Source organism: Nocardioides sp. DN36, from assembly GCF_055380375.1.
In genome coordinates, this window is sequence record NZ_AP043823.1 from 4,449,043 (window position 1) to 4,464,496 (window position 15,454).

Here is a 15,454-nt window from a genome sequence, read left to right on the forward strand (position 1 = left end):
TGAGGAGGAGAAGAACGGCCATCATGCTAGGGGGTGCGATCCCGAAAGATGCAAGCGAGGACCCTGTCAAGAGGACGTCCGACGCCTCCGCTGACGCTCGATGAGCGTCTCCTGGAGATGCACGCCACCCTCGTTGCGGGTCCACGTGCCGGTGCTGTCGAGCAGCCAGGCGCTGGTGTCGGGGTCGAAGGCGAGGTCGAGCAGCCGGCCGACGGCCTCGACGTTCTCGCCGTCGGGGAGCCGCACCAGCACCTCGACACGCCGGTCGAGGTTGCGGTGCATCATGTCCGCCGAGCCGATCCAGGCGACCGGCTCCCCGGCGTTCTCGAACCAGTAGACCCGGCTGTGCTCGAGGAACCGCCCGAGCACCGAGCGCACCTCGATCGTCTCCGACAGGCCGGGTACGCCGGGCCGCAGCGCGCAGATGCCCCGCACCAGCAGCTGGACCGGGACCCCGGCCTGGGAGGCGAGGTAGAGCGCGTCGATGACCCCCTCGTCGACGATCGAGTTGGCCTTGAAGCGGATGCCCGACGGGCGCCCGGCCTGGTGGTGGTGGATCTCGCGGTGGATCTGCTCGACCAGGCCGATGCGCACCGAGTCGGGGGCGACCAGCAGCTGGCCGTAGATGGCGTTGCGCGACCAGCCGGACAGGTTGTTGAAGAGGTGGGCGACGTCCTCGGTGACCAGCTCGTCGGTGGTGATCAGGCCGAGGTCCTCGTACATGCGGGCGGTCTTGCCGTTGTAGTTGCCGGTGCCGATGTGGGCGTAGCGGCGGATCCCGTCGGGCTCGTCGCGGACCACCAGCGAGAGCTTGCAGTGGGTCTTGAGGCCGACCAGGCCGTAGACCACGTGGCAGCCCGCCTGCTCCAGCTTGCGGGCCCAGCGGATGTTGGCCTGCTCGTCGAACCGGGCCTTGATCTCCACGATCACCAGCACCTGCTTGCCGGCCTCGGCGGCGTCGATGAGGGCGTCGATGATCGGCGAGTCGCCCGAGGTGCGGTAGAGCGTCTGCTTGATCGCGAGGACGTGCGGGTCGGCGGCGGCCTGCTCGATGAAGCGCTGCACCGACGTCGCGAACGAGTCGTAGGGGTGGTGCAGCAGCACGTCGTTGCGCCGCGCGGCCTTGAACACGTCCACGGGCGCGGCCGACTCGACCTCGGCGAGCCGCGGGTGGGTGGTCGGGACGAACGCGGGGTACTTCAGCTCCTCGCGCGGCAGGTCAGCGATGTCGTGCAGCCCGCGCAGGTCCAGCGGCCCGTTGAGGTGGAAGACCTCCTCGTCGGTGATGCCGAGCTCGCTGACCAGCAGCTCGAGCACGGCCGGGGAGATCGACTCCTCGACCTCGAGGCGCACCGGCGGGCCGAAGCGGCGTCGCAGCAGCTCCTTCTCCAGGGCGGCGAGGAGGTTCTCGGCGTCGTCCTCCTCGACCTCGAGGTCCTCGTTGCGGGTGACCCGGAAGCTGTGCACCTCCAGGACGTCCATGCCGGGGAAGAGCCGGTTGAGGTGCTGGCGGATCACGTCCTCCAGCGGCACGAACCGCTGGTTGCCCAGCGGCACGAACCGGGCGAAGATCGGCGGCACCTTGACCCGGGCGAAGTGCTCCTTGCCGGTCTTGGGGTTGCGCACCAGCACGGCGAGGTTGAGCGAGAGCCCCGAGATGTAGGGGAACGGATGGGCCGGGTCGACCGCCAGCGGCGTGAGCACCGGGAAGACCCGGTCGCGGAACATCCGCTTGCAGAACTTCTGCTCGTCGCGGTCCAGGTCGTCCCAGCGGACCAGCGAGATGCCGGCGTCGCGCAGGGCGGGCACGATCTCCTCGCTGAACTGCCGGGCGTGCCGCTCCATGAGCCCGCGGCTGGTGGTCCAGATCTGCTCGAGCACCTCGCGCGGCATCAGCCCCGAGGCCGCGCGGACGGCCAGCCCGGCGGCGATGCGGCGCTTGAGGCCGGCCACCCGGACCATGAAGAACTCGTCGAGGTTGCTGGTGAAGATGGCCAGGAACCGCACCCGCTCCAGCAGCGGCAGGTCGCGTTCCTCGGCGAGCTCGAGCACCCGCTGGTTGAAGTGCAGCCAGGAGAGCTCACGGTCCAGGAAGCGGTCGTCGTACTTCTCGACGGCGGCGAGCTCCTCGTCGTCGGGGAAGTACGGCGGTTCCACGTCGAACGTCTCGTGTCCGCCGACCTCCTCGACCGGCTGGGTGACGCTCGGCACGCTCTCGGGGCTCATGCCCTTCAGTGTCGCACCACCCGGTGAACGAGAGATGACGTTCACGGCCCGACCGATGGGGTACAACTCCCCTTGTGGAGGAACCGGCACATCGCGTGCACCGCAGCTTCGACCCTCATCCGTCCAGCGTCGGTGACGCGCGTCGCCAGGTGCGTGAGCTGCTGACCGGTGCGGGCCGCGACGACCTGCTCGAGGCCGCCGAGCTGGTCGTGACCGAGGTGGTCACCAACGCCCTCGTGCACGCCGGGACCCGCATCGACGTCGCGACGGCGCTCGGCGAGTCCGGGCTGCGGGTCGAGGTCAGCGACGGGAGCGACCAGCTGCCGACGGTCCGCCACAACGACGCGCTCGCCGGGACCGGCCGCGGGCTGCGGCTGCTGCAGAGCACCGTGGACCGCTGGGGCGTGGACAGTCACGACGCCGGCAAGACGGTCTGGTTCGAGCTCGCCGCGGGTGCGGGGGAGGGCGAGCTGACGACGTACGACGGCGACGGCCTCGGCGAGCTGCAGGTGCTGAGCCGCCGCGACGAGCGAGGCACGGTGCACGTCGAGCTGATGAACGTGCCGCTGCTGCTGCACGTCGCGTGGCACCAGCACGCCGAGGCGCTGCTGCGGGAGTACCTCCTCGCGAGCATCGGGGACGAGGCCGACCTCGATGGCCTGCAGGCGCACGCCGCCTCGAGCGAGGCGATCTCGCTGCTGCTCGACCACCTGCCCGACCCGGGCGTGGGCGAGGACCCCGCCCTGGTGATGGCGACCGCCGTCGAGCCGGGCGTCTCAAGCCAGCGGGAGGTGCTGGCGGTGCCGCTGGACGCGCTGGCGCACTTCCGGGTGCTCGACGAGACCCTCGACGCGGCGCTGGCGCTCGCGGACTCCGGCGAGTTCCTCAACCCGCCCACCCAGCCGGAGATCCGGGCGTTCCGGCGCTGGGTGTGCGAGGAGGTCGACCGGCAGAGCCGCGGCGAGGCGCCAGTGCCGTGGGTGGACCAGAGCGAGGCGGCTCCGCCGCCGGGGCGTACGCCGCTCGACTGGGCCGGTGAGCAGGTCTCGCGCTCCGGTGAGGCGGTGATCGCCGCCGACGACACCAACGGGATCATCGCGGTGAGCCGGCCCGCCCTGACGATGCTCGGGTACGCCGACGAGGCGGAGCTGGTCGGCCGTCGCCTGCTGTGGATCATCCCGCCCCGCTTCCGTCAGGCCCACCTCGCGGGCTTCACCATGCACCTGGCCACCGGCCGCGCCCCGCTCCTGGGCCAGCCGGTCTCGGTCCCCGCGCTGCGCTGCGACGGCACCGAGACCGTGGTCGAGCTGACCGTCGAGTCCCGGAGCCTCGCCGGCGGCCGCCACGTCTTCGTGGCCACCCTGCGCCCCTGAGGACGGATAGTCCGGCACGTTCTGACCAGTCGCGGCGTCAGAAACGTGCCGGACTATCCCGCCGATGTCAGAAACGTGCCGGACTATCCCGCGGGACGTCAGAAACGTGCCGGACTATCCCCTAGAAGCCGCGGCTACCACCGGACCGGCGGGAGGACCGACGGGAGGAGCCACCGCCGAAGGAGCGACGGCTGCCACCGGAGGACGAGGACCGGCCGCTGCCGCTGCTCTCCCACACGAACGTGATGCCCCGCGACGGGCGCGAGGGGGCGTGGTGCGCGGGGGTCGAGCCGAGGGAGAACGCGCGGGCCGGGGTCCGGCGGATCAGCTCCATCCGGCGGTCGGCGAAACGGTGCTGCTGCCAGTAGCCGTTGACGTAGGGGCGGCTGGCCCGGTCGGCCTCCCAGTAGAGGACGAGGCCGCGCTTGCTCGGGATCCGTCGGATCTCGGGCTGCTCGTGCGCGTCGAGCCGGGTCAGGCAGGCCGCGCACACGGGCACCAGCCGCTCCTCGCCGTGCTCGGGGGTGAAGGACCGGGTGTCGACGCTGATCCCGTGCCTCGGGTCGAAGAAGCAGGGCGCGGTCCGCTCCGGCACCGGTCGGCCGTGCTCGAGCGCGTCGATGACGGCCAGCTGGTAGCGCGCGTCCGCGAGCCGGGTGGTGATCGCCTCCGCGTCGTCCGGGGAGTCCATCGCGTCGAGCCGGTGCCGCGCCTCCTCGATCCAGTCCAGGACCCGGCGGGTCCGCACCCCGACGCCCTCGACGGCGGAGTCGGCCGGCAGCGCACTGACCCGCCCCGAAAGCTCGATGACCTCCTCGTTCAACGGTCCGCGCAGGGTGTCCGCCACCTCCGCGTCGTCCGCGCGCACCCGCCGCCGGCGGCTCCACCAGCGCCAGCCGAGCAGCAGCGCCACCAGCAGGGCCACCCCGCCGACCACCCACGCGGCCACGGCCAGCCAGTTGGTCTTCTCGTCTCCGGCCTCGGCGACGAACCGGGTCAGGATGCCGTCGTACGCCGGGGCGCAGCAGTCGACCGCGTCGTCGACGGCGCGCTCGACGTCGTAGAAGGGGCGCTCCTCGGCCCACTGGTACGCCGTGAAGGAGCGCCCGGCGGACTGGCTGGGCGCGTCGACCAGCAGCGCGTAGGTCCCGTCCACCCCCACCCGGTCGTAGAGCTGCGCGGTCATCTCGTCGGGGTCGTAGGCGAGCGGGGCGCCCTCGTAGTCCTCGGGGCTCAGCTTCGCTGCGGGGAGTACGGCGATCCGCACCGGCCCGGGTGTCCGGCCGGCGGCCTCGTCGATCCGGTCCGCCTGCGCCTCGGTCAGGCCGCCGGAGGCGATCACGTCCGGGTCGACGTACAACCCGGGCTGCGCGAGCTCGACCCCCACCTTGTCGAGGTAGCGGTCGACCTCGCCGGTGTCGGTGCTGACGTAGCCCGACCAGTCATCGGCCTCGTCGCTGCCGCTGCCACCGCCGGTCTGGGCGACGAGCCAGAACAGCCCGATGCCGATCCAGACCAGGGCGGGCACGACCTTGGCGAGGTTGATCTTCATGCGGGTCCTTCCGGGACGTTCCTGGTGAGCGCGCGGGCGAGGAGGAGCACGACGACGATCCCGGCCACCGTCGCGAGCGTCACGCCGGTGATCCAGAGCAGCGGCTGCCAGTCGGTGACCACGACGTCGGGCGCGTCGTCGTAGCCGCACCGCACGGTGGCCGGCCAGTCGAAGGACGGACCGTGCACCACCACGCCCTCCGCGGGAGCGGGGACGCTGGTGAAGCAGTAGTCCTCGAGGTACCTCGCCAGACCGACGACGCAGAATGCCAGCGCGGTGAACGCTCCCGCCAGGCAGACCAGCGCGGCGAGGGCCCACACGAGCACGCGCTTCGCCCGGGACGGCGCCCGGGACGGCCGGGCGGGAACGGGCGCCGTCACGACGCCCTCAGCCGGGCCAGGCAGGCGGCGCACACCGGGACCGGGCGCTCGACTCCGCCGGGTGGCGCCCACGACCAGTCGGCGACCGAGGTGCCGTGACCGGGGTCGAGGAAGCAGGGGACCCGCCGGGGCGGGAGCGGAGCGCCGGCCAGGCGGGCGCGCGCGCAGCCGAGCTGCCAGCGGGCGTAGTCGCTGATCTCGCCGAGCTGCCGCAGCCCGGCGTCGTCCACGTCGACGCTGTCGGCACCGTCGACACCGTCCTCGGCGAAGGCGCCCACGCGCCGGGAGGCGTCGGCGTACGCGTCGAGCGCCGCCTGCACGTGCCCGGCGACCGCCGGGTCGTCGGTGGGCAGGTCCTCGCGGTCGATCTCCTCGCCGAGCCGGATCACGTCCTCGCGGGCGAGGGCCGCGCGCTGGGCGAGGGTGTCGTCCTCGTCGGGCTGGATCGCGAAGCTGGGCCGGTAGTCGGCCGGGCCGGCCCACACCTCGCCGCTCGGCAGCACCGTCCGGCGCGAGCGGCGCGCCCAGAGCGCGACCGCGGCGCCGGTCGCGAGCACCGCCACGCCGACGACCAGCCACACCCACGGGAAGCCGGAGCCGCCGGGGGCGCCGAGGTCGTCGAGGATCGCGTTGAGGGTGGCGTCGACCTGGCCGAGCGTGTGCGCGTCCACCTGCGAGGCGACGATGCCGCCCACCTCGTCGGCACCCGCAGCGGCGCCGTACCCCGCGCCGTACGTCCCCCGGCCACTGAAGCTCACGACGTAGACGCCGTCCTCGCCCAGCCCCGCGTGCAACCGGTCGATCAGCGCCGCGGCCGCGCTCGCCGACGCCTGGGCGCCGTCGGACCCGGGGAGCGCGGCGGCCGGCAGCACCGCCACGTGCACGTCGTCGCGCCAGCCCTCGATCCGGTCGGCCAGCGCCGCGGCCTGGTCGGGCGTGAGCGCGCCGCTGTCGGGGCTGAGGTAGACGGGGCTCGCCGCCCAGCCGGCCACGGCCGCCTGCTCGTAGGTGTCGGACGCACCCGGAGCGTGGGCAAACGCAGCATCCCCGGCGAGCAGTACCCCCGGCAGCACGAGCACGGGCAGCAGCAGGGCCTCGAGCAGCCGACGGGTGTCCACGGGGCAACTACTACCCCGACACGTCGGCCTTGAACGTCGTTAGGGTGCGCCCGTGACGTTCAAGCAGCGGATGGCAGACGCGAACCACCGACTCAAGACGCTCAGCCTGCGCGGCGCCATGGCGCTGCCGGAGCCGGTGCAGCGCCGGCTCGCCGGGAAGCCGATCGTCCGCGACGGCCAGACCCTCGCCACCGACACCCAGCTCGCGCTGCGGCTGCAGCGGCTGGCGCGCGAGGCCGGCGCCGAGACCCTCCCGATCCCCGACGGCCGGGCCGCGATCCTGCGGCACTCGTCGATGACCGGCGGCAGCCAGCCGATCGGCGCGGTGCGCAGCCTCACGGTGGGCGACCTCCCCGCCCGGCTCTACGTCCCCACCGACGCGCCGGCCACGGGACCGGTGCTGCTGTTCCTGCACGGCGGCGGCTGGATCTACGGCGACCTCGACTCCCACGACGCCGCCTGCCGGTTCCTGGCCGAGCAGAGCGGCGTACGGGTGCTCGCGGTCGACTACCGGCTCGCGCCCGAGGAGCCGTTCCCCGCGGCGTACGACGACGCGCTGGCGGCGTACCGCTGGCTGGTCGCCAACGCCGACTTCGTGGGCGCCGACCCGCAGCGACTGGCGGTCGGTGGTGACTCGGCCGGCGGCTGCCTGGCCGCGACCACCGCGATCGAGGCGGCGCGGGAGGGGCTGCCGCTGGCGTTCCAGCTGCTCGTCTACCCCGGCACCGACCACACCGCCACGCAGGGCAGCCGCGCGATGTTCGCCGAGGGCTTCTACCTGACCCGCGACTTCATGGACCTCGCGACCGCCAACTACGTGCCCGCCGGGGTGGACCCGCGCGACCCCCGGCTCTCGCCGCTGTACGCCGACCTGCCGCCCGGCCTGGCCCCGGCGTACGTCGTCACCGCCGGCTTCGACCCGCTGCGCGACGAGGGCGAGGCCTACGCCCGCAAGCTGGCCGACGCGGGGGTGGAGGTGGAGCTGAGGCGGTTCCCCGACCAGATCCACGGGTTCTTCAACATCGTCGGCACCGCCCGCTCCAGCCGCGCCGCGAACGCCGAGATCGCCGCGCGGCTCAAGGCCGCACTGGCCTGATCAGACCCCGCGCGGACGTCATGCAGATCGTGGTCTAGGACCCACGATCTGCATGACGTCCCGGCGGCTCAGAGGCCCGGACGCCAGGTCCGCAGCGCCTCGGTGAACGCGACGCCGTCCACCATCCGCGCGTCCACGGAGACCGGCTCGAGGCCGCGGCGCAGGAACAGCACCCTCCAGTCGCGCTCGCCCGGCGTGCCGACCAGCTCGAGTGCGGTGCCCTCGTTGCCGAGGTCGAAGCGGTGCTGGCGCTCCCCGGCCACGATGTCGACCACGCCGTGGTCGATGCGCACGTGCGAGCGCGGGGGCCGGTTCCGGAACGCGGGGATCGCCAGCAGCACCGCACACACGGTCGCAACCACGCCCACGGTGCGGTCGGGCCCGGCGCCGCTGAAGGAGTACGCCGCGACCGCGGCCGCCGCGATTGCGGCCAGGCCCAGCCCGATCGAGGTCGCGACGCTGCGCGCGGGCGCGTCGAAGGTGACCGGCTCGTCGTCGGCCGTCGCGGCCGCACGGGAGGGAAGGGGCGATGAGGGCTCGGTCTCGGCGGCCGTGGCGGGGAGCGGCGGCAGCACCACGGGGGTGGTGCGCTGCCACCAGCGCCGGCGGGTGGTCAGCTCGTCGAGGAGCAGCGCGCGGGTCTCGGCCAGGGCGAGGGCGAGCTCGCGGGCGCGGTCCTCGGCCTCGCGGCGCTCGCGCATCGCCTCCTCGGCGAGCTCGGCCTGGTGGCGCACGGCGGCCTCGACGGTGGCCCGGTCCAGGGCGCGCTCCCCGACGATCCGGTCGGCGTCGGCCCGCGCCCGGGCCTGCTCGGCGACGGCCGCCTCGGCCTCCGTGCGGGCCCGGAGCGCGTCGGCGAGCGCCTCGGCGTGGCTGGTCGCCTCGCGGGCGGCGGCGTCGAGCACCTCGCGGGCCCGGCGCTCGGCCGACGCCTTCTCGTCCGTGGCCTCGGCGGCTCGCTCGAGCGCGGCCCGGGCCTCGTGCTCGGCGGCCTCACGGGCCGCGAGGGCCTCGGCCGCGGCCGCCTCGGCCAGCGCCCTGGCCTGGTGCGCTGCCGCGGCGGCCTCGGCGTGCTCACGGGTCTGCCCGTCGGCGGCGACCCGGGCGCGCAGGGCCTCGGCGGCGGCCGTGGCGTGCTCGGTGGCCGCGGTGTGCGCGACCTCGGCAGCTGCGGCGGCCGCGGTGGCGGCGTCCGCCTGCTCGCGGGCGGCGCGCTCGGCGGCCTCCCGCTCCTCGTGCGCGCGGGTGGCCGCGACCGCGCGGGTGCGGGCGTCCTCCTCGGCGCGCATCCGGTGCTCGTGGGCCTCGGCAGCGAGGTCGGCCTGGGCCCGGGCCGCCTGCTCGGCCGCGGCGCGAGCCTCGGCCTGCTCGGCGGCGGCACGCTCGGCAGCGGCCCGGGCGTCGGCCTGCGAGGCGGCGGCGTGCTCGGCCGCCTCCCGGGCCTCGGTGGCCTGCCGGGACGCCTCCGCGTGCGCGCCGGCCGCGGCCGCAGCGTCGTCGGCCAGGCTGGCGGCGGCCTCCTCGGCGGCCTGCCGGGCCCGGCCTGCCTCCTCGGCGAGGACCGCCTGGTCCCGGGCGGCGTCCTCGGCCGCCTGACGCTCGACCTGGGCCTGCCGGGCCGCCTCCGCGGCGGCGACGGCTGCGGCCTCGGCCCGGGCCCGGTCCTGGTGGGCCCCGGCCGCGAGCTCGGCCTGCAACCGGGCCGTGTCCTCGGCGGCGGCGCGAGCGTCGGCCTGGTCGGCGGCGATCCGCTCCGCGGCGGCGCGGGCCTCGGCCTGCCCGGCGGCCACCCGCTCGGCGGTCTCGCGGGCCTCGGTGGCCAGTCGCGACGCCTCCGCGTGCGCGCTCGCCGCGGCGGCGGCCTCGTCGGCGAGACGGGTCGCGGTCTCCTCGGCTGCGAGCCGGGCGCGGTGCGCCTCCTCGGCCCGCTCGGCCTGCTCGCGGGCGGCCTGCTCGGCGGCTTCCCTGTCGGCGTGGGCGCGGGTGGCGGTCACCGCGCGGGTGCGGGCGTCCTCCTCGGCCTCCGCACGGGCGGCGTGGGCCGCGGCGGCGAGATCGGCCTGGTCGCGGGCGGCCTCGTCGGCAGCGGTGCGCGCCTCCGCCGCGGAGGCGGCGGCCTGCTCGGCGACGGCTCGCAGCTCGTGGGCGCGCTCGGCAGCCTCGGCCTGCTCCTGCGCGGCGGCCTCGGCGGCCCGGCGCGCGTGCCGGGCGTCGACGGCGGCCTGCTCGGCCGATGCGCGCTCGGAGACGTGCACTGCCAGCGCCCGCTCGGCCACCTCTCGCGCCGCGACGGCGTCGGCGGCGGTGGCTGCGTGCTCGGCGGCGAGCCGGTCCGCATCGGCGCGGGCGGTCGCGGCCTCGCGGGCAGCCTCCTCGGCCACCAGCCGCTCGGCGGCCTGCTCGGCGGCGGCGCGCTCGGCCGACTGGCGCAGCGTGGCGGCCCGCTCGGCGGCTGCGGTCTGCTCGGCCGCCCGGCGTACCGCCTGCTCCGGGCTCTCGTTCCACGCCGGCGCGGCGTCCGTACGCCGTCGCCAGCGCCGCCCGCCGCCCTCGTCGGGGCGCGCTCGGTCGCGCCGAGAGCCGGTCTCGACCTGGTCGTCGTGGGGAGGGATGGCGGCCGAGTTCATCGACCGGGAGCGTAGTGCCTCTCGGCAGCCCCGGCACGTCCCGGCCGACCCCCGGCACCCGCGCACGGGAGGGCAGCGCGCAGGACGTCTTGTTACCCGTTTGTGGATCACGCGTGGATGAGGCGTGGGTGACGCGTGGACGGGCAATGCCTAGGTTCGTCGATCGGTAGGGACAACAACGAAATCGTTCGTCGAACGAGCGATTGTGTGGGGGGACCACGATGAAGAACAACCGCAAGCTGCTGATTCCGCTGGGGACGATGCTCGTCGCCGCCGCCGTGACCGTCGGGTCCGGCGCGACCTGGACGTCCACGACCCACTCCAACGTGAAGGTGACCGGCGGCACGCTCATCCACACCAACGATCACAACAACGCGACACTGCAGGTCACCAAGCTGCAGCCGGGCAAGACCGTGTCCGGCACCGTCGAGATCGCGAACACCGGCGACATCAACTCGGTGCTGACGCTCAAGCAGACCGCCGGCACCAGCGGCTTCTCGAGCAACCTGAAGCTGACGCTCACCGAGGTCGACGGCACGGGTGCCGACGTCACCGTGTTCCTGCCGACCGCGGCGTTCCCGACCGGCGCGCAGACTCCGGTCGAGCTGGACCCCGACTTCGACACGGGCACCTCTCACAAGTACCGCGTGGACGTCACTCTCGACGCCGCCTCTCCCGACACCGACCAGGGCAAGACCGCCTCGCTCGCCTGGGAGTTCAAGACCGTGCCGGCCGAGACCAACGCCCCGGGCGTGGGCTGGGTCGCCGGGCTCCTCTCGTGAGCCACGCGCTCGGCCCCCGCAGGGGCTGAGCGCACGCACCACTGCAGGACTGGACTACCCGGGGGAGTAGGACATGGAGATCGTGACGCAGCCACGCCGTCCTCGACGGTGGGTGCGGGCACTGACGACGACGCTGAGCGTCGTGGTCACCCTGTGCGCGCTGGCGTTCATCGTGCCCGCGTTCTTCGGGTTCCAGCGCTACGCGATCACCGGCACGTCGATGACCGGCACGATCGACCTCGGCTCGTTGGCCTACGAGGAGGTCGTGCCGGTCAGCGAGCTGGAGGTGGGCGACATCATCACCTACCAGCCGCCCGCCGGTTCCGGGATCGACCACCTGGTCACCCACCGGATCATCAGCATCCACGGCAGGACGTTCCGCACCCAGGGCGACGCCGTACCCCAGCCCGACCCGTGGAAGTTCCGGCTCGACCACGACGAGCAGGCGCGGGTGAGGTTCGCGGTGCCGTACGCCGGCTGGCCGCTGATCTGGCTGGCGGACCGCCAGACCCGGATCGTGTTCATCGGGGTGCCCGCCGGCATCATCACGCTGATCAGCCTGGCCCAGGTGATCCAGGTGCTGCGTCGTCGTGACGAGGACGAGCTGCCGGCCGACGACGTCACGCCGGGCACGCCGTCGCTCACCGCGACCCGGTGACGACGTGCGCTCCAGGACCTTCCTCGCCCTCAGCACGCTGCTCCTCGCGATCAGCGTGCTGGTCGGCGTGCAGGTCTCGGGAGCGACCTGGACGCGCACGACGGCCACGCCGGTGGCGGTCGCGGCCGCCGACGACTGGACGCCGCCCGTCGTCACCGTGGCGCCGCTCCCGGCCGCGGTCCGGGGGACCCTCACGCTGACGGCGACGGCGGACGACGCCAGGTCGTCCGTCGCCTCGGTCACGATGGAGGCCGCCGCGGCCGGCTCGAGCACGTGGGTCGCGGTCCCCGGGTGCTCGTCGACCGGCTCGAAGCCGGTCACCTACTCCTGCGTCGTCGACACCACGCTCGTCCCCGACGGGGGCTACCGGGTGCGGGCCACCGCGACCGACACCGCCGGCTACAGCGCCACGTCCGCGACGGTGAGCACGACGGTGGCCAACAACGCCACGGCGGTCCTCACCCCGCTGCCGTCGGCGATCCGCGGCACGGTCCCGGTGCGCGGCGACCTGGCCGGTGTCCCGGGCGCGGTCGACCTCTTCCTGGAGTACCGCACCGGCGCCACCTGGACGCAGCTCAACAACGGCTGCACCGCCAAGGCGCCGACCGTGCAGTGTGCATGGGTCACGACGGGCGTCGCCGACGGCACGTACGACGTGCGCCTGCGCGCCTCGTCCGGCCACACGGCCACCCAGACCGGCGTCGTCGTCGACAACACGGCCCCCTCGACCGCCGATGTGCTCGTTCCGCCCGGCCTGCTGTCGGGCACCGTCACGCTGACCGCGAACGCAGCCGACGCGACCTCGGGGGTGGCATCGGTCGAGTTCCAGCACCGGGTCTCCGGCGTCGGCTCCTGGAGCAGCTGTGGCACCGACTCCACCGCGCCGTACTCCTGCGACCTCGACACCACCACCCTGACGAACGCCACCACCAACGACTTCCGCGTGGTCGTCACCGACCGCGCCGGCAACACCACGACCTCCGCCACGGTGGCGCGGACCGTGGACAACACGCCGTCGACGGTGAGCATCACCAGCCCGGCCGAGGGGGCCGCGGTCGACGGGATCGTCGCCGTCGACGTCAGCGCCTCGTCACCGAGCGGAGTGACGCAGGTCAGGGTCGACTACCGGGCCGTGCCGGGGGGCACGTTCACGCCGCTCTGCGTGGACACGAGTGCTCCCTACTCCTGCTCGTGGAACACCGGCCGGCTGTCGGGCGGCTACGAGCTGCGGGCCGTCATGACCCGCGGTCAGGGCAACGACGTGACCTCGGCGACCCGAACCGTCACCGTCGACCACACCGCGAGCGCGTCCATCAGCGCCCCGGTTGCCGGTTCGACGGTGCGCAACCAGGCCTCGGTCAGCGTCGCAGGCACGTTCGTGGCGCATCAGGCGGTCTCCTCGGTCACGCTCAAGGTCACGCCGACCTCGCCCGCGGGGACGCCCACGACCACGACCTGCTCGGTGGGCGCGGGCACCTTCGCCTGCGCCTGGAACACCAGCGCCGTCATCTACGGGCAGTACGACCTGCAGGTGCAGCTGACGAAGGCGGACGGCACGGCCGTCACCTCGTCCACCACCCACGTCACGGTCGACAACGTGGTCGCGTCCGTGAGCGTCACCAGCCCGGCCGCCGGGTCGTACGTCGGTGGCACGACCACGCTCAGCGCCACCGCGTCCTCCACCGCGGGTGTCAGCAGCGTCCGGTTCGAGGTCCGTCCCACGGGGACGACGACGTGGGCCACCGCGTGCACGGCGACGACGCCGGTCTCGGGGTCGTACTCGTGCTCGTGGAACACGTCGGCCACCACCTACGGCGGCTACGAGGTGAGGGCGGTCATGGTCCAGGGGATGAGCGTCCCCGAGCTGGCCTCCGCGGCGGTCGCGACCACGGTGGACAACCGGGTGCTCGGTGCGTACGACGTCGACGGGTCCAACGGCGGTGTCAGCGGGACGCTCGACGCCGGGGACAAGGTGGTGCTGACCTACACGGGCCTGGTGAACCTGGGCTCCATCCAGTCCGGCCTCACCTACGGCTCGGCCGTGCCGGTGACGGTGACGCTGGGCGGCAACAACGGCAACAGTGCCGACACACTCACGTTCGGTACTGCCAAGCTGGGCGTTCTCACCATGTCGGCGCGGTTCATCAAGAACAACAAGAGCGTCACCTACCAAGCCACGATGACAGCTATCCAGACCACAGACCCGGCCAACCCGGTCACGGTCATCACGGTCACCCTCGGCACCCCGGCCAGCACCGGCGACCTCCTCACCGGTGTGGGCGGCAACACGATGAGCTGGGCGCCCGTCGCGGTCACCGACGTGGTCGGGCGGTCGAGCGTGACGACGTCGGTGACCGAGCGGGGCGGATCGGACCCGGACTTCTGATGACGACCCACCTCCCGACCGGACCCCTCGTCCCCCTCCCAGGCCCACCGCGCGTCCTCCTCGTCGAGGACGACGAGGACCTCGCACTGACGCTGGTCCACGTCCTCGAGCGCGAGGGCCACGTCGTCACCTGGGTCGAGACCGGATCGATCGCGCTGGAGTACCTCACCCGCCACCCCGCCGACCTCGTCGTCCTCGACCTGGGCCTCCCCGACATCGACGGGCTCGAGGTGTGCGCGCGGGCGCGCATCGGCGGGTACGACGGCGGGCTGATCATCCTGACCGCGCGCGGCGAGGCGTCGGACCGGGTGGACGGGCTCGACCACGGGGCCGACGACTACGTGGTCAAGCCGTTCGGCCTGGTCGAGCTGCAGGCGCGGGTGCGGGCGCTGCTGCGTCGTACCCTCGCCGGGCCCGGCCACTGGGCGGCCGGCTGACCGGTCAGCCGCGGCGGTACATCACGTGCGTGTCGCTGGGCGCGTGGCCGAACCCGAGCCCGGAGTAGACCGCGATCGCCGGCGCGTTGTCGGACTCCACGTAGAGCAGCACCTCCCGCGCGCCGCCGTCCGCGAGGTGGTGCAGCCCGGCGAGGGTCAGCGTCTTGCCCAGCCCGCGGCCCTGCGCGCCCGGGTCGATCCCGACGACGTACACCTCCCCGAGCTCGGCGGAGTGCCGCTTGGTCCAGTGGAAGCCGAGCAGCCCGGGACCGTCCGCCTCGGTCGCCACGAGCAGCCCCGCGGGGTCGAACCACGGCTCGGCCATCCGCTCGGCCAGGTTGGCGGCGTCCATCGCCCCCTGCTCGGGGTGCGCGGCGAACGCCGCCGCGTTGACGCGGACCACCTCGTCGGCGTCCCCCGGCTCATAGCCGCGTACGACGATGCCGTCGCGGACCGTCAACGGGGGCAGGGGATCGGCCATGTCCCGTCGCATCACCCAGAGCTCGCGGACCCGGTCGAAGCCGTGCTGTTCCGCGAGTCGGACCGCCGCCGGGTGGTCGCCATGCGACCAGGCGCTCAGCGCGCCGTCGGTCCCGGCGAGCACGTCGGCGAGCAGCCGGCCGCCCTCGCCACGTCGACGGGCGTCGGGGTGCACGACCAGCGTCAGCTCGCCGCCGATCACGAGCGCGAACGCCTCGTCCCGCTGCCAGGACCGCACCCGGTCGGGGTGGTGGCGCAGCGCCAGCCGGGTCGCCTCGTCCAGGGGGGCCGCGCCGTCGGCGGCCTCGGCCGCGGCGGCGATCGCGTCGATGTCCACGG

General features: G+C 74.0%; 12 protein-coding genes. 6 read left to right on the top strand and 6 right to left on the bottom strand.

The window, feature by feature from the left end; genetic code table 11:
- Positions 1-66: 66 nt before the first annotated feature.
- Entirely contained in the window at positions 67-2,226 is a 2,160-nt protein-coding gene (locus ACZ43H_RS22290) for an RNA degradosome polyphosphate kinase (protein WP_464586508.1), read from the bottom strand.
- A 95-nt stretch (positions 2,227-2,321) separates the two neighbouring features.
- Here ACZ43H_RS22290 and ACZ43H_RS22295 point away from each other — a divergent pair, with 95 nt between their 5' ends.
- The gene (locus ACZ43H_RS22295) at positions 2,322-3,599 is read left to right on the top strand and encodes an ATP-binding protein (RefSeq protein ID WP_464586509.1); all 1,278 of its coding nucleotides are present in this window, start codon (positions 2,322-2,324) and stop codon (positions 3,597-3,599) included.
- A 121-nt stretch (positions 3,600-3,720) separates the two neighbouring features.
- On the opposite strand, the gene ACZ43H_RS22300 is transcribed toward ACZ43H_RS22295, so the two are convergent.
- Genes ACZ43H_RS22300 through ACZ43H_RS22310 form a run of 3 tightly spaced genes read right to left on the bottom strand, consistent with a single transcriptional unit; the run spans position 3,721 to position 6,649 of the window.
- The gene (locus ACZ43H_RS22300; RefSeq protein ID WP_464586510.1) at positions 3,721-5,151 is read right to left on the bottom strand and encodes a hypothetical protein; all 1,431 of its coding nucleotides are present in this window, start codon (positions 5,149-5,151) and stop codon (positions 3,721-3,723) included.
- Entirely contained in the window at positions 5,148-5,531 is a 384-nt protein-coding gene (locus ACZ43H_RS22305; protein WP_464586511.1) for a hypothetical protein, read from the bottom strand. The genes ACZ43H_RS22300 and ACZ43H_RS22305 overlap by 4 nt, the downstream gene beginning before the upstream one ends.
- On the bottom strand, positions 5,528-6,649 hold the full coding sequence (locus ACZ43H_RS22310; protein WP_464586512.1) for a hypothetical protein: 1,122 nt from the start codon (positions 6,647-6,649) through the stop codon (positions 5,528-5,530). Before ACZ43H_RS22310 ends, ACZ43H_RS22305 begins: the two co-directional genes overlap by 4 nt.
- 52 nt (positions 6,650-6,701) lie before the next feature.
- Here ACZ43H_RS22310 and ACZ43H_RS22315 point away from each other — a divergent pair, with 52 nt between their 5' ends.
- Complete coding sequence (locus ACZ43H_RS22315) at positions 6,702-7,745, top strand: alpha/beta hydrolase (RefSeq protein ID WP_464586513.1); 1,044 nt, start codon at positions 6,702-6,704, stop codon at positions 7,743-7,745.
- A 68-nt stretch (positions 7,746-7,813) separates the two neighbouring features.
- On the opposite strand, the gene ACZ43H_RS22320 is transcribed toward ACZ43H_RS22315, so the two are convergent.
- The gene (locus tag ACZ43H_RS22320) at positions 7,814-10,372 is read right to left on the bottom strand and encodes a hypothetical protein (RefSeq protein ID WP_464586514.1); all 2,559 of its coding nucleotides are present in this window, start codon (positions 10,370-10,372) and stop codon (positions 7,814-7,816) included.
- A gap of 221 nt (positions 10,373-10,593) precedes the next feature.
- Between ACZ43H_RS22320 and ACZ43H_RS22325 the strand changes: the two genes are divergently transcribed.
- The 4 genes from ACZ43H_RS22325 to ACZ43H_RS22340 all read left to right on the top strand — a co-directional run bounded on the left by ACZ43H_RS22325 (position 10,594) and on the right by ACZ43H_RS22340 (position 14,635).
- Complete coding sequence (locus ACZ43H_RS22325; protein WP_464586515.1) at positions 10,594-11,154, top strand: hypothetical protein; 561 nt, start codon at positions 10,594-10,596, stop codon at positions 11,152-11,154.
- A 73-nt stretch (positions 11,155-11,227) separates the two neighbouring features.
- Complete coding sequence (locus tag ACZ43H_RS22330) at positions 11,228-11,812, top strand: S26 family signal peptidase (RefSeq protein WP_464586516.1); 585 nt, start codon at positions 11,228-11,230, stop codon at positions 11,810-11,812.
- Between the two features lie 4 nt (positions 11,813-11,816).
- Positions 11,817-14,198: an Ig-like domain-containing protein gene (locus ACZ43H_RS22335; protein ID WP_464586517.1), complete on the top strand. Its 2,382-nt coding sequence runs from the start codon at positions 11,817-11,819 to the stop codon at positions 14,196-14,198.
- Positions 14,198-14,635, top strand: coding sequence for a response regulator transcription factor (locus tag ACZ43H_RS22340; RefSeq protein ID WP_464586518.1), 438 nt, complete (start codon positions 14,198-14,200; stop codon positions 14,633-14,635). Before ACZ43H_RS22335 ends, ACZ43H_RS22340 begins: the two co-directional genes overlap by 1 nt.
- Positions 14,636-14,639: 4 nt before the next feature.
- Here the strand turns inward: ACZ43H_RS22340 and mshD are convergent, their stop codons facing one another.
- Positions 14,640-15,452 carry a mycothiol synthase gene (gene mshD, locus ACZ43H_RS22345; RefSeq protein ID WP_464586519.1) on the bottom strand — a complete coding sequence of 271 codons (813 nt, stop codon included), beginning with the start codon at positions 15,450-15,452 and terminating at the stop codon, positions 14,640-14,642.
- Positions 15,453-15,454 lie beyond the last annotated feature (2 nt).

What these genes read in the sequence shown, in the direction of transcription:
- ACZ43H_RS22290 (WP_464586508.1), bottom strand. Translation starts at nt 2,226, where the DNA reads ATGAGCCCCGAGAGCGTGCCGAGCGTCACCCAGCCGGTCGAGGAGGTC.
- ACZ43H_RS22300 (WP_464586510.1), bottom strand. Translation starts at nt 5,151, where the DNA reads ATGAAGATCAACCTCGCCAAGGTCGTGCCCGCCCTGGTCTGGATCGGC.
- ACZ43H_RS22320 (WP_464586514.1), bottom strand. Translation starts at nt 10,372, where the DNA reads ATGAACTCGGCCGCCATCCCTCCCCACGACGACCAGGTCGAGACCGGC.
- ACZ43H_RS22325 (WP_464586515.1), top strand. Translation starts at nt 10,594, where the DNA reads ATGAAGAACAACCGCAAGCTGCTGATTCCGCTGGGGACGATGCTCGTC.
- ACZ43H_RS22330 (WP_464586516.1), top strand. Translation starts at nt 11,228, where the DNA reads ATGGAGATCGTGACGCAGCCACGCCGTCCTCGACGGTGGGTGCGGGCA.
- ACZ43H_RS22340 (WP_464586518.1), top strand. Translation starts at nt 14,198, where the DNA reads ATGACGACCCACCTCCCGACCGGACCCCTCGTCCCCCTCCCAGGCCCA.